At 35.8% G+C, this 13,664-nt stretch carries 12 protein-coding genes; 6 read left to right on the top strand and 6 right to left on the bottom strand.

The window, feature by feature from the left end:
* Window positions 1-202 precede the first annotated feature (202 nt).
* The gene (locus tag LB076_RS03285; protein ID WP_066332811.1) at window positions 203-796 is read left to right on the top strand and encodes an OmpH/Skp family outer membrane protein; all 594 of its coding nucleotides are present in this window, start codon (window positions 203-205) and stop codon (window positions 794-796) included.
* A gap of 165 nt (window positions 797-961) precedes the next feature.
* Window positions 962-3,235, top strand: a complete 2,274-nt coding sequence (locus LB076_RS03280; protein WP_066332809.1) for a helix-turn-helix domain-containing protein — start codon at window positions 962-964, stop codon at window positions 3,233-3,235.
* Between the two features lie 312 nt (window positions 3,236-3,547).
* Here the strand turns inward: LB076_RS03280 and LB076_RS03275 are convergent, their stop codons facing one another.
* Window positions 3,548-4,495 (bottom strand): HU domain-containing protein, encoded by a 948-nt coding sequence (locus tag LB076_RS03275; RefSeq protein WP_066332807.1) that lies wholly within the window; start codon window positions 4,493-4,495, stop codon window positions 3,548-3,550.
* A 103-nt stretch (window positions 4,496-4,598) separates the two neighbouring features.
* Between LB076_RS03275 and dprA the strand changes: the two genes are divergently transcribed.
* Window positions 4,599-5,699, top strand: coding sequence for a DNA-processing protein DprA (gene dprA, locus LB076_RS03270; protein WP_066332806.1), 1,101 nt, complete (start codon window positions 4,599-4,601; stop codon window positions 5,697-5,699).
* A gap of 70 nt (window positions 5,700-5,769) precedes the next feature.
* On the opposite strand, the gene trpS is transcribed toward dprA, so the two are convergent.
* Complete coding sequence (trpS, locus tag LB076_RS03265; protein ID WP_066332801.1) at window positions 5,770-6,747, bottom strand: tryptophan--tRNA ligase; 978 nt, start codon at window positions 6,745-6,747, stop codon at window positions 5,770-5,772.
* A gap of 293 nt (window positions 6,748-7,040) precedes the next feature.
* Here trpS and LB076_RS03260 point away from each other — a divergent pair, with 293 nt between their 5' ends.
* A complete protein-coding gene (locus LB076_RS03260) occupies window positions 7,041-7,790 on the top strand; it encodes a lysophospholipid acyltransferase family protein (protein ID WP_066333368.1) in 750 nt (249 codons plus the stop codon).
* A 50-nt stretch (window positions 7,791-7,840) separates the two neighbouring features.
* On the opposite strand, the gene recA is transcribed toward LB076_RS03260, so the two are convergent.
* The 4 genes from recA to LB076_RS03240 all read right to left on the bottom strand — a co-directional run bounded on the left by recA (window position 7,841) and on the right by LB076_RS03240 (window position 11,111).
* A complete protein-coding gene (recA, locus tag LB076_RS03255; protein ID WP_066333366.1) occupies window positions 7,841-8,848 on the bottom strand; it encodes a recombinase RecA in 1,008 nt (335 codons plus the stop codon).
* A gap of 184 nt (window positions 8,849-9,032) precedes the next feature.
* A complete protein-coding gene (locus tag LB076_RS03250; protein WP_066332800.1) occupies window positions 9,033-9,542 on the bottom strand; it encodes an acyl-CoA thioesterase in 510 nt (169 codons plus the stop codon).
* A gap of 32 nt (window positions 9,543-9,574) precedes the next feature.
* Window positions 9,575-9,958 (bottom strand): DoxX family membrane protein, encoded by a 384-nt coding sequence (locus tag LB076_RS03245; RefSeq protein WP_066332799.1) that lies wholly within the window; start codon window positions 9,956-9,958, stop codon window positions 9,575-9,577.
* Between the two features lie 4 nt (window positions 9,959-9,962).
* Complete coding sequence (locus tag LB076_RS03240; RefSeq protein ID WP_066332797.1) at window positions 9,963-11,111, bottom strand: DNA polymerase III subunit; 1,149 nt, start codon at window positions 11,109-11,111, stop codon at window positions 9,963-9,965.
* Between the two features lie 648 nt (window positions 11,112-11,759).
* Here LB076_RS03240 and LB076_RS03235 point away from each other — a divergent pair.
* Together LB076_RS03235 and LB076_RS03230 are read left to right on the top strand one after the other, a co-directional pair.
* Entirely contained in the window at window positions 11,760-12,206 is a 447-nt protein-coding gene (locus LB076_RS03235) for a hypothetical protein (RefSeq protein WP_066332794.1), read from the top strand.
* A gap of 156 nt (window positions 12,207-12,362) precedes the next feature.
* On the top strand, window positions 12,363-13,655 hold the full coding sequence (locus LB076_RS03230) for a hypothetical protein (protein WP_066332791.1): 1,293 nt from the start codon (window positions 12,363-12,365) through the stop codon (window positions 13,653-13,655).
* Window positions 13,656-13,664 lie beyond the last annotated feature (9 nt).

The following is a 13,664-nucleotide window of genomic DNA, read 5'->3' as shown; positions in this document are numbered from 1 at the left end:
GTATCGTAAGTATGCTTTTTTTAGAAATCGCCTCCAAAAAGAGATATGAAAGCCGTTTTTTATAGACTAAAATTATATTTTTATGTTTAATCATAGTAAAATCTAATAGTATAAATAAACCCTTAATTTTAAAGTTTTTTAGGATACGAGCTATTTTTTTATATTTTTGTCCTACACACTTTAAATTACAAAATAAACCAAAATGAAAAAAGTATTATTAATTATCGCAATTTCTATTTCAGTTGTTGCTTGTAACAAAACTGCAGAAGTTAAAGAAGTAAAAACGGCTTATGTAGATACTTCGGTATTAATGAAAGAATACACAGAGGCAAAAGATCTTGAAGCAAAATACAAAGCACAGTCGGAAGAAAAAGGAAGACAGCTCGAAGCTGAAATTAATCGCTTTAAACAAGATGCTGCCAATTTTCAAAAACAAGCACAAGCCAACGGGCAAGAATGGGCGCAACGTAGAGGTGCAGAATTGCAAAAAAGAGAACAACAATTGGGCTATGCACAACAAGCATTAGCACAACAATTACAACAAGAAAGTGGTACCGAGATGGATAGTTTGGTAACGGGTATCAAAAAATTTATCAAATCGTATGGTAAAGAAAAAGGATATGCTTACATATACGGAACCGGCGATGCAGCTTCTATTTTGTATGCCGAAGAAAAATTTGATATCACCAAAGACATTATCAAAGCTTTGAATGCCAAATACGAGTCCGAGACTAAAACAGAAAACAAAGAAGCAACTAAAACGGCTACTACCAAAGAAGCGGTAGAGAAAAAATAATTGTATCAAACATAAATGCTTACAACCTTTATTCTTCATTACAGGATAAAGGTTTTTTTGTTTTAAAAAGGGATTATTTAGGCGCAAATAGTTTAAATTAAAAGCTTATTTTTACCTTATTTTTAGATTCACCAAGCCTACTTTAGTTGCCTAATTTTATACCTAATGCAAACTCTATCACAAGCCGCTGCTTATACTTTACAATTTATCAATCAAACCCAACGATCTGTTTTTTTGACCGGTAAAGCAGGAACGGGTAAAACGACATTGTTGCGCGAAATTATTGCAACCACACACAAGAACACTGTGGTCGTGGCACCTACAGGAATTGCTGCGCTTAACGCAGGCGGCGTTACCATTCACTCCATGTTTCAGTTGCCTTTTGGCGGATTTATTCCGGCTTTTAATGTTGATTCTCAGTTTACGGATACGGTTAAATTTGAATCGAAAGATACCTTACGTAGGCATTTTAAGATGAGCGGACTCAAAAAATCAGTTATTCGAAACATGGAATTGCTTGTTATTGATGAAGTAAGTATGCTACGTGCTGATTTACTGGACGCTATGGATTATATGATGCAAACTGTTCGTAAAAAAGCAGCCCCTTTTGGTGGTGTTCAAGTATTGTATATAGGAGATTTACTACAATTGCCACCCGTTATTCGAGACGAAGAATGGCGTACGTTGCGCAATTATTATAGCGGAAAATTCTTTTTCCATTCGCATGCCGTGCAACTTAGCCCGCCTTTGTACATAGAATTGTCTCAAATTTACCGTCAAACCGATACGGATTTTATCGCTGTTTTAAATAATTTGCGTAACAACCAGATTTCGCAACAGGATATTGCCGTTTTAAATAAATACGTCAAACCAGATTTTGATCTGAAAGAAAACAAAGGATACATTACGCTAACCACCCATAACGCTAAGGCGGATGCAATGAATACCCAAGCGCTTGCCGATCTAAAAGGGGAGTTAATTACCTATGATCCAGAGATAGTAGGTGATTTTCCTGAAAAAATCTTTCCGGTAGAGGAGCATTTGCAACTCAAAGTAGGGGCACAGATAATGTTTGTCAAAAATGATTTGTCTTTTGAAAAAAACTATTTCAACGGAAAAATGGGTGTCATTAAATCCTTAGACATGCATGAAATTAGCGTCCATTTTCCGGAAGAGAATAAAACAATAGAAGTCGAAAAGTACGAATGGCAAAACATCCGATACCAATTGAACCCTTTGACTAAAGAAGTTGAAGAGGAAATTTTAGGCACCTTTGTACACTATCCTATCAAGTTGGCCTGGGCTATTACGGTACACAAAAGCCAAGGATTGACCTTTGACAAAGCAGCAATTGATGTTTCGCAAGTTTTTATGCCTGGACAAGCCTATGTTGCCTTATCGCGTTTGCGTTCCTTAAAAGGGCTTGTTTTGCTTTCTCCGCTACGTATGAATGGAATTTCGAATGACCAAGACGTGATGGATTATGCACGGAATAAGGCTACTGAGGACGTTTTGAAAAATTCGTTACACTTTGAAACCAAAAATTTCATCCATAACTATTTGATTGCTAGCTTTGATTGGTCTAATCTGGCTCAGGAATGGCGCAATCACAAATTTAGTTATTCCGACACCTCCGAAAGTTCCGAGAAATCCAAGCACGCCATTTGGGCAAACAAGCAGTTAACAACTGTGGAAGGGATTTTAGATCCATCCAAAAAATTTATGCACCAGCTTAATAAAATTTTCAATACTGAGACCGTCGATCTAATCCATGTTTCGGAGCGCATTCAAGCGGCTTTTGATTATTTTTTCAAACCAATGGACGAGTTGGTTTTTGAAGTTTTGTGGAAGCTAGAAGAAGTAAAACGGATCCAGAAAGTTAAAGCTTTTTTTGACGAATTATGCCTTCTAGAAGAAGTGCAGACCAAAGCCGTTTTGCGACTCATGAAAGCCAAATTGCTTATAGATACTGTAGTTGCAGGCCAAACTATTTCGAAAGAAAAACTAACTTCTGAGGAAATTAAAAAATACATCTTGAGCAAAAAAGAGGCCATTGAAAACCAATTTAAAAAAAATCATGTCACTCTGATAGAAGACGATAAAAACCTCGAACGATACACTTCTAATAAAAAAACAGTAAAGAAAGCACCCAAAAAATCGACCATTGACGAAACCTATGATTTATGGGCTTCCAAAAATTCGATACAAGAGATTGCTAAAATCCGAAAACTAACCCATCAAACGATCGAAACTCATTTAGTAAAACTCGTACAATCCAAAAAAGTAACCGTACAAGAGTTGTTGCCGCCGGACAAAATAGAGACCTTACAATTGGCATTTAAGCACTACCAAGAAGAATCCTTAAACAGCATGAAAGAGCAACTGGGTGATGCCTTTAGTTGGAACGAATTACGGATGTTTAAAGCCAGCCTAAATTAAATTTTGCATCCAAAACAATAGCCTCATTGGATGCCTAACTGGATTTCTGCTCGAATTTATTTATTTCTTCAGTTTGGACTATTTAGTTTCTGTAGGACTTAGTGCTGTTTTTGGGCGTCTGTACGCAAAATCACGCCTAATTTATAGTATGCATGCTTTCCTAAAAAAAGAAGCCAATAAAGCCTCTAAATAGCAGTTATAACAAAAGCGCTACCGATTTTATAAATACAGTTTTAGAATTTGCCGAAGCATTAAAACCAAAAACCTCCAAAAGAACGCTTTTGGAGGTTTTGTATTTTGTGCAAATCCGGCTTACAAAGATTCAATCAGAACCCATGCTTCTGCATTTTCATGCTGTTGTATATCTCGTTTTGCTTTTTCGGCTTCTGCCAAAGTAGCATAACTGCCGTAAACCACCGGATATAAACCGTGTTTGTTTACTTCCAAAAGTTTGGAATCGTAGCCTTTTTTTACTAGTTTTTGGTATATTTTGTTGGCATTTTTTTCTTCTCTAAAGGCGCCCGCAACTACATGATACGGTAATTTATTCTCCTGAATGGCTAACGTTACCGCAGGCATTGGGTTTTGGATAAAAAACGTGGCTTCTTGAATTTTATTTTCAACCTGTTTTTGTACCGATCTCTCTACCAAAATAGATTGTGTAGCTAATTCATTTTGATAAATTGGATAGCCTAAAGTTCCGGCCAATCCTAATCCTAAAACAAAAATAGCCGCATACTTTAAGTAAGAACTTCTAGGGTTGGATTCTAAAACTGGAGTTTCCAGAGATAGGGTAGTATTGGTGGTGGCAATGTTTTCTGTTTTTTGTTCAAAAATGGTTCTTTTTACCACTGGAGAAACAAACGATGCTAAACCAAAAGAACTGGTTAAAAAGTTTTCTTGTTCAGAGGGTCTAAAAACCAAATTGTTATCTGCGTTGGTACTCAGTGTTCCAATATTTTTTAGAACCAAAACATCTTTGTTTTCTAAAGCTTTTTTCCATTTGGCTACTTCGTATTCAATTGCATTTACGGCATAATTGTACGATGTTTTTTCGGTGGCCGCAATATGATTGGCCAATAACCCATCATTATTTTTTAGATTTGTATTAAAGGAGACTAATTTTTTGGGCGGAAAAAACGAATTAGCACTCGCAACCCATTGTGCGGACTGAGTTTCTGTAAGGAATGCACCAAAACCAGGAACGATAACACATTGGTAACGATAGAGTAGCTGAGATATGTAAGAGTCTAAATTCATAGTTACAAAGTTATGCAATGAAAATAGTTATCAAAATTTTATTCACAATTTTTATTAACAATTCACAAAAAATATCTATATATTTCAGCAACAATAATTTAGCATGACAGAACACGATTTATTTTATTTATTAGCATTACAACGAATAAACGGAGTGGGCGCCATTATGGCCAAAAAACTTTTGACGCATTGTGGTAGTGCCGAAGCTGTTTTTAAAACCAAATCTTCTGATCTTGCAGGGATTGATGGTGTAGGAACAGTACTACTCAAAAATTTGAAAGACCCATCTGTTTTTGAAAAAGCCAAGGCAGAAATTGCTTTTATTCAAGCAAATGGTATTGAGGTTGCTTATTTTCAGGACCAAAACTATCCCGAACGACTAAAACAGTGTATTGATGGGCCTGTTTTGCTGTTTTCTTCGGGCACTATTAATTTAAAAGACCGCAAAATTATTAGTATAGTGGGGACCAGACAAATCACGGCGTATGGTACGGAGTTTTGTCGCAAACTTATAGAAGATTTAGCGCCATTAGACCCAATTATTGTTAGTGGTTTTGCCTATGGTGTAGATATTGTGGCACACCAATTGGCCATGGAATACAAGCTACAAACCATAGGAGTAGTTGCGCATGGCTTGAACCAAATTTATCCAAAGGCTCATAAAAAATATGTAGCTGCAGTGGAGCAAAATGGCGGTTTTATGACCGAGTTTTGGAGTAGTACTAACCCAGATAAAGAAAATTTTGTGCGCAGAAACAGAATTGTTGCCGGCATGACCGAAGCCACCATTGTAATTGAATCTGCAGATAGGGGTGGATCTTTAATTACTGCTACTATGGCAAATGACTACAATCGGGATGTTTTTGCGGTTCCGGGGCGTACCACAGACAAATACAGTCAGGGTTGTAATAATTTAATTAAAACCCAAAAAGCCAATTTACTAACTAGTGCAGCAGATTTGGTTTATATCATGAATTGGGATATTAACCAAAAACCAAAACCAGTGCAAAAACAACTTTTTGTTACCCTAGATCCAGAGGAACAAAAAATTTATGATTATTTATTGAAATCCGGTAAAGAACTACTAGACATCCTTGCGCTGCATTGTGATTTTCCGGTGTATAAAATCTCTGGAATATTACTTAACATGGAGCTCAAAGGCGTTGTCAGACCTTTGCCAGGCAAACTCTTTGAGGCAATTTAAATTTTATGCACAGCGAGTTGGCATTCTATTGGACGACCAAACTTGCTGTGCATTATTTTTATAAAGTATTTTAAAGAGCTTTAAAACCGAGTTTTATACGTACTCTATCCAGAACGGTATTGGCAACAGCCGAGGCTTTTTGAGCTCCAATTTTTAATAAAGCATCTACTTCTTCAAGGTTATTGAGGTAGTAATTGTATTTTTCTCTTTCGGATCTAAAGGTCTCACAAATCAGCTCAAACAAAGCCTGTTTGGCGTGTCCATATCCGTAATTACCGCCGAGATAATTTGCCCGCATACTCTCTAGTTGTTCCTGATTTGCTAATAAGGCATAAATGGCAAAGGCATTGCAGGTGTTGGGATCTTTTGGATCTTCTAATGGGGTGCTATCTGTGGCAATAGACATTACTTGTTTTCGTAATGCTTTGTCATCCAAAAAAATATTAATAATATTATTGGCTGACTTACTCATTTTGCCGCCATTGGTTCCTGGAATAAGCATGCTGTCTTCTTGGATTTTTGCCTCTGGTAGTACAAAGGTTTCGCCCATTTGGTGGTTGAATCTTGAGGCAACATCTCGAGTGATTTCTAAATGTTGCAACTGGTCTTTTCCTACCGGAACAAACTCCGCATCATACAATAATATATCCGCAGCCATTAGCATAGGATACGAAAATAAACCTGCATTTACGTCTTCTAAACGGTCTGCCTTATCCTTAAAAGAATGTGCTAAAGTAAGCCTCTGAAACGGAAAAAAACAACTCAAATACCAAGATAATTCTGCGGTTTGTGGTACGTCAGACTGCCGGTAAAAAACCACTTTTTCTACATCTAATCCGCAAGCTAACCAAGCAGCTGCAGTGCTATAGGTATTGGTTTTTAAAGTTTCTCCATTTTTTATTTGGGTGATAGAATGCAAATCGGCTATAAAAAGATAGGATTCGTTTTTAGGATCCGCTGCTAATTTTATTGCCGGAAGAATTGCGCCCAATAGATTTCCTAGATGTGGGGTTCCTGTGCTTTGAACGCCGGTAAGTATTTTTGCCATGGTAATTATTTCTTACTCGCAAAGTTCGCAAAGTTTTTTATTCTTTGGGGGCAAAATTTTAATATTTTGCATGTTTAGCCGCTTGGTTTGGTTTTGGGAGCGTTACAATGCAGTCTAAAGATGCTTTTTAGGCCTTTTTTAGTCTCTTTTTTGCGCCAAAGCCACTTTAGTCGGCCAATGATTGTTCTATATCTTTTTTTTGAATTTAGTACGTCAAAAATACCTTATGCTGCATGAACTACCAACACAATATTTATAGCTTGGATAACTTTAGATTGCTTATTTTTGATCCCATGAAAGCTTTTAAATATATCTTTTGGACACTGTGGCGTATTTGGTTTTATATACTGATGGCCATTCCTATTTTGTTGTTGTTCCCATTTTTGATTGTAGCAATTAGTACCGATAAGGGGTATCCCTATTTTTTTAAAATGGCACGTATTTGGGCCAAATGCATTCTTTTTGGAATGGGTTTTTATTATAAAATTGAAAGGGAACAAGTTCTAAATCCGAAAGAAAGTTACCTTATTGTAGCCAATCATACCTCCATGACGGATATAATGCTAATGTTGGCGGTTATCCAAAATCCGTTTGTATTTGTGGGCAAAAAAGAATTAGCCAAAATTCCGTTGTTTGGTTTTTTCTATAAAAGAAGTTGTATTTTGGTAGATAGAGGCTGTCCCAAAAGTCGTTTGGAGGTTTTTGCCCAAGCCCAAAACCGATTAAGTAGAGGTCTAAGTGTGTGCATTTTTCCCGAAGGCGGGGTTCCAGAAGAATCGGTATTTTTGGATGGTTTTAAAGATGGGGCATTTCGGTTAGCGATTGACCACCAAATACCGCTTGTCCCGATAACTTTTGCGGATAATAAAAAACGTTTTTCCTTTACTTTTTTTAGCGGAAGCCCAGGAATTATGCGGGTGCATGTAGGCAAAATAATACCAACCAAAGGCAAGTCTGGTTTAGACCGAAAAGACCTGCGGGAACAAACCCGTGCGGTTATTTACTCCGAATTAAAAAAATTTCAGCAGCCCAAAGGTGTGTAATATTTGGTATAAAAAAAGAGTTGGCTTAAAACCAACTCTTTTACTTTTTGTTATGCTTCTGCTAATTCTTTTATTCTTTCTTTTATCTTTACTTCTAACTCTTCGGCCAATTCGGGGTTGTCTTTAATTAAAGATTTTACCGCATCGCGTCCTTGCCCTAATTTGGTTTCGCCGTAGCTGAACCAAGAACCTGCTTTTTTGATGATTTCAAATTCTACGGCTAGATCCAAAATTTCGCCTGTTTTTGAAACTCCTTCGCCATACATGATGTCAAACTCTGCTACCTTAAATGGTGGGGCAACTTTGTTTTTTACGACTTTTACCTTGGTTCTGTTTCCTATAACGTTATCGCCATCTTTGATTTGTGTAGAACGTCTAATGTCCAAACGTACTGATGCATAGAACTTTAGGGCATTACCTCCAGTGGTTGTTTCGGGGTTACCAAACATAACTCCAATTTTTTCTCTCAATTGATTGATAAAGAAAACAGTACAATTGGTTTTACTAATAGAACCCGTTAGTTTTCTCAATGCTTGAGACATTAATCTGGCGTGCAATCCCATTTTAGAATCTCCCATCTCACCTTCAATTTCACTCTTTGGTGTTAGTGCCGCTACGGAGTCAATCACAACAATGTCTATGGCTCCAGAACGGATCAAGTTTTCGGCAATTTCTAGTGCCTGCTCTCCATTATCAGGTTGTGAGATGATTAAGTTTTCAATGTCTACACCTAGTTTTTCGGCATAATTTCTATCAAAAGCGTGTTCTGCATCTATAAATGCGGCAATTCCACCGGCTTTTTGGGCTTCTGCAATAGCATGTAGTGTTAGGGTTGTTTTTCCGGAGGATTCTGGACCATAGATTTCAATAATTCTTCCTTTTGGATATCCATTTACTCCTAGGGCTAAATCTATTCCTAAAGATCCAGAAGAAATGGTATCTACTTCTACAATGGCTTTATCGCCCATTTTCATTACCGTTCCTTTACCGTAGGTTTTGTCTAGTTTATCTAACGTTAATTGTAAGGCTTTTAATTTGGCTTCTTTTTCTGTGCTCATCTTCTCTTTTCCCTTTTCTTTCATTTGTATTGTTTTATGACTCTTTAAATTAGCCTGGATTTTAGACTAGACCAATTTAGTTGCTTTTTAAGATTAATGCTTGTAAAATTACTTCTTTTTTTTAATAAATTTTCGACTTTTGTACTATTTAAGACGTTTTTAAGAAGCGTTAAAAACGTTTTTTTTAGATAAATAATGCTCTCAATTCTGATGCTTCATTGGGTTTTATTTTGCCGGCCAATAACAAACTGAGTTGTTTGCGTCTGAGTGCGGCATCAAAGCGTTCTATTTCTAGAGGGGTTTGGGGCACAATCTGCGGTACTTCTACGGGTCTGCCAGTATCGTCTACGGCTACAAAGGTATAAATGGCTTCGTTGGCTTTGGTTTTATTGCCGGATTCTCTGTCTTCGACCCATATATCGATATAAATTTCCATAGAGGTTTTGAACGAGCGAGATACTTTGGCCTCTACTGTTACAACACTCCCTAAGGGTATGGCTCTATTGAAAGCCACGTGGTTTACAGATGCTGTTACTACAATTCGTCTGGAATGTCTGCGGGCGGCTATACTTGCTGCTCGGTCCATTCGGGCCAGTAATTCGCCTCCAAAAAGGTTGTTTAACGGATTGGTTTCACTAGGTAATACTAGATCTGTTAAAGTAGTGAGCGATTCTGAAGGATGTTTTGGCGTCATATATTTTTATTAAATAGAGGGGGTTTGTAGTTCTAATTTAGCCAGTAAACCGCCATTACGGCTGGTATAAAATAGATCACAATGGTTCTGGCTCCATCATAATCTTTGGCTAAGCGTTGTCCAAATAGTAGCATAATTAGGGTAATGCACGAAAAGATAGCGCCATAGAGACCAAATACTCTTCCGTTGTTGACAATTAATTCAATGCTGCCTACAATACACAATACTCCGGAGATCAATTCTAGAATTAAAATGTTTAATAGGGCTAGAGGCACATGGTTTTTTAGTTTGGTTTGTGCAAAATGGCTTTTTAGCCAGTCTAAATTATCTTTCCAGTAAAAGAGTTTATCGTATCCGGATTGAATAAAAGAAATGGCTAAAAAAATCAAAATCAAAATAGAGGCTACATTATTCATAAGATTATTTTTTATGGATTAATCGGGTGAGTTTTATGGATAAATCAGTTAAAATAATTTTGGCATTTCCATTGCGTTCAATGTGATACGTGGCGCTAGATATTTCATTAAAAATTTCTAGAATGTTGTTTCCGTTAACAAATGGGGCAAAGTTTTCTAGTTTGAATTTGGGTACTTTGGGTTCATAATAAACCAAACTTGTTGCATCGTAAGTAATCATTAAGGCTTGACGAAACATTTCGATGCAAAATTCTAAAAACTTTTTTTGGGTTTCTCTTCCCAAAGCGGCAATTTTTTCGCTCCAAAGGATCAAATCTTGTATTGCTGCAGCATTTCCTTTTGCCTTAAAGGCAGCTCGCACCCAGCTTACAAACCACTCTTCAAAGGGATTGTCTTGACTATCTTGGTGTATCAAATGCAATGCCGCATTATAATTTCCTTGTGCTTGATGGGCAATTTTAGCAGCTAGTTTTGGATCCACATTTTCTCTTGTAATGAGTCCTTGGGCTAAGATTGGTTCGGTTAATGCATTGAAATGTAAAATTTGACAACGCGATCGTATGGTTTGCAGGATATCCTCTTCATTTTCAGATAGGAGTATGAAAATGGTTTTTTCGGGAGGTTCTTCTAATAATTTTAATAATTTGTTAGAAGCAGCCGTATTTAGTTTGTCTGCCATCCAAACTAGCATAAATTTGTAACCTCCTTCGTACGCTTTTAACGAAAGTGCTTTCAAGATTTCTTGCGCATCATCTACTCTAATTTCTCCCTGTTTATTTTGCACGCCTAAAATGGCGTACCAATCCAACAAACCTCCGTAAGGATTCTCAGAGACAAATTGCCTCCACTGAGTGATAAAATCAATGCTTTTGGGGCTTTTTTTGATGGTATCGGTAGTTACCGTAGGATAGGCAAAATGCAAATCCGGGTGGGATAGTTTTTGGAACTTAATATTGCAGGATTCTTTGGGGCCTGTATTTTCACCATTGGAGTTCGTACACAAAATATATTGTGCATAAGCTATAGCCATGGCCAATGTGCCGCTACCTTCGGGGCCAATAAATAATTGGGCGTGCGGTATTCTGCCCGAATCAGCACTTTTGGTTAGATGGCTTTTGATATGTTCTTGTCCTAAAATTTCCGAAAACAGCATGCAGCAAAGATAGCAGAAAATGAATTAGTCTAAAATTTACAAGCTATAAAGTTTCTAGACTCTTTAGGGTTTGTAAATAAAATTAATAACTAGATTGTGATTAGGTGTTATTATTGTTTTAATAATAATGGTTTGTTCACATAAGTTTAACATTAAATACTTCTAAAACACTAATAATACGGGTTTTAATAGCGGATTGATTTAAGTTTTGTTTGGAAAAACTATTTATGGCACGACTTTTGTTTTTGTTACTGTAGATAGATGTTTAATACATCGTTTAAAGCGGTAGTAAAAAATATATACTACTTTTAAAAACGGTAAAGCATTAATAAAGATTGGTTTACATAAATTAAGTTAAAAAAATCTGTTTTAGATTTTTAACGTTTATGGAACCTCGGAACAAATAGAGTGTTCCATCTAAATGTAGGATAATTATTAAACATATATAAAAATAAATTAGTATAAACAACTTATTTAATTAAACATAAAACAATAACGATTGCTTGATTTTGTGCTGTTCTGGGTGGTATTTGTATTTTTTTTAAGAAATTTCTTTCTGCTAAATTTTTCAATATCACTTTAATATAGTTGTGAGTTAAGTTAATTTGTATAAATTTGTTTAATTATAAGAAAACCAAAGACAATTTTATGAAAGGGAAAATTATTTTTTTAGGGCTATGTGTATTATTTACAAGCCAAATTATGTCCGCACAAAACAAAAACGCACCTCAAAGTATCATTAGTACTACAGCGGTTATTCGTAAATATTATACTCAAGACGAATTAAAAGGGATGCAAAAAGGAGAACTGTTAGAATTATACATAGAAAGAATACGTGTTTTGGTAAAAACACTTCCGTATATAGCCTTGGCAACCAAACCAGGTTTAACGATGTATGATCTAGGGATCCCGATGGATAACGACAAAAAGAAATTACAAGACGGTCAGACTGAGGCTACCAACAACTTTTTGGAAAACACCATGGAATACCAAAAAAGGTTTGTTCCTTATGCAGATACCGAAAATTTGATTGCTGCGATTTTATTTTATGAAAGCACGGTTAAATCTTTACATTTATTTAATGAATATAAATAAATTATTTTGTAAATAAAATTTATGTATTAATTTTTTTTGTATATTTGATTAAATCACCAACTAAATGAAGCATTTAATTTTTGAACTATAAACACAGTCTTATGTAATTGCTTCATTAAGATTTATAGTAGTAACCATCCCCAAATCTCAATTCTTATGAAAAAAACGATACAAATTTTATGGATAGCACTTTTTGTTGTTTCTGCAGCAAATGCACAACAAGAAAAAGGTATAATTGGTTACACAAACTGGTTGTATAACTGGACCGAATTCAAACCAAATAAGATTGAGTTTGGCGAAGCTACCCAAATTTTGGCAGGAAATATTTCGGTAAATACCAAGTTATCTAAAAGAAATGTTTACTTGATTCAAGGAAATGTATATGTTACTAATAATGCGGTACTGACTATTGAGCCAGGAACTGTAATCATTGGAGATTTTGAAACCAAGGGAACTTTAATTTTTACTAAAGGTTCTCAGATAATGGCGGAAGGTTTAGAAACAGATCCTATTGTTTTTACTTCAAACAGAGGCGTAAAAAAAGCAGGCGACTGGGGTGGAATTGTGATTTTAGGAGATGCTCCGATCAACAAGTTTGGTAATATATCTTCTCTTTTGTATGATTTAAACCCTGCATTAACACTTTACGGTGGTACTAATGTTGAACATAATGCTGGTGTAATGCGTTTTGTTAGGGTAGAATTTGCGGGAAAAAGAGTAAAAGGCTCTCCATCCTTAAATGCGCTTACATTTGCAGGAGTTGGTAACAAAACGATTTTAGAAAACGTAATGGTTAGCTATTCCGGAGGAGACTCTTTTGCGGTAATCGGAGGAGAATTGAACGCTTCTAAATTAGTGTCTTTTCATTCCATAAATGATGATTTTAAATTTACACAAGGCGCACAAAGTAAAATTTTTAATTCTTTAGCGGTACGTTCTTCTTATTTATCCGGAAACAAAAATGGTTCTCGTTGCATGGAGATTACTTCGTATGAAAAGAGAGAAGAAACTGATTTTTCTAAAAAAGCAACCGCAGTTGTTGCCTACAATATCACCATGCTAAACGATAGCGAAAACATCAGCGCAGATATTGAGTCAGGTCTTGTTAAAGAAGCGGTTTATGTTGGTAACGAAGCTAGTTTAGAAATCAAAAGAAGTGTAATTTCAGGATTTAATCCAGCGGTTATTTTAAATAATGAAATTGAAATTAACGAAACGAATTTGAAGAAAATCAAATTAGAAGAAATGTATTTTAATCTTTGCAAAGGAAACATTTTTACAGAGAATAATATCAATAATGAAGATTTAGAAAACTGGTACGGAAACAGTATCTTTTTTAACTTATACTCGCAAAGCGATAATAAAGAGACGTTTATTGACATAGCTAATGCTAAACGTCCGGACTATAGATTAAATATTGGTAAAATTACAGCTTCAAATAAATATTAATGTAATGTT

Source organism: Flavobacterium crassostreae, assembly GCF_001831475.1.
Classification (GTDB): Bacteria; Bacteroidota; Bacteroidia; order Flavobacteriales; family Flavobacteriaceae; genus Flavobacterium; species Flavobacterium crassostreae.
This window is presented reverse-complemented; position numbering and strand designations above follow the sequence as displayed.

Excerpts from the sequence above, each read along its gene's own strand:
- LB076_RS03285 (WP_066332811.1), top strand. The coding sequence starts at position 203 with ATGAAAAAAGTATTATTAATTATCGCAATTTCTATTTCAGTTGTTGCT.
- LB076_RS03275 (WP_066332807.1), bottom strand. The coding sequence starts at position 4,495 with ATGAATTTAGACTCTTACATATCTCAGCTACTCTATCGTTACCAATGT.
- LB076_RS03260 (WP_066333368.1), top strand. The coding sequence starts at position 7,041 with ATGAAAGCTTTTAAATATATCTTTTGGACACTGTGGCGTATTTGGTTT.
- LB076_RS03280 (WP_066332809.1), top strand. The coding sequence starts at position 962 with ATGCAAACTCTATCACAAGCCGCTGCTTATACTTTACAATTTATCAAT.
- LB076_RS03230 (WP_066332791.1), top strand. The coding sequence starts at position 12,363 with ATGAAAAAAACGATACAAATTTTATGGATAGCACTTTTTGTTGTTTCT.
- LB076_RS03240 (WP_066332797.1), bottom strand. The coding sequence starts at position 11,111 with ATGCTGTTTTCGGAAATTTTAGGACAAGAACATATCAAAAGCCATCTA.
- LB076_RS03235 (WP_066332794.1), top strand. The coding sequence starts at position 11,760 with ATGAAAGGGAAAATTATTTTTTTAGGGCTATGTGTATTATTTACAAGC.
- trpS (WP_066332801.1), bottom strand. The coding sequence starts at position 6,747 with ATGGCAAAAATACTTACCGGCGTTCAAAGCACAGGAACCCCACATCTA.
- recA (WP_066333366.1), bottom strand. The coding sequence starts at position 8,848 with ATGAGCACAGAAAAAGAAGCCAAATTAAAAGCCTTACAATTAACGTTA.
- dprA (WP_066332806.1), top strand. The coding sequence starts at position 4,599 with ATGACAGAACACGATTTATTTTATTTATTAGCATTACAACGAATAAAC.
- LB076_RS03250 (WP_066332800.1), bottom strand. The coding sequence starts at position 9,542 with ATGACGCCAAAACATCCTTCAGAATCGCTCACTACTTTAACAGATCTA.
- LB076_RS03245 (WP_066332799.1), bottom strand. The coding sequence starts at position 9,958 with ATGAATAATGTAGCCTCTATTTTGATTTTGATTTTTTTAGCCATTTCT.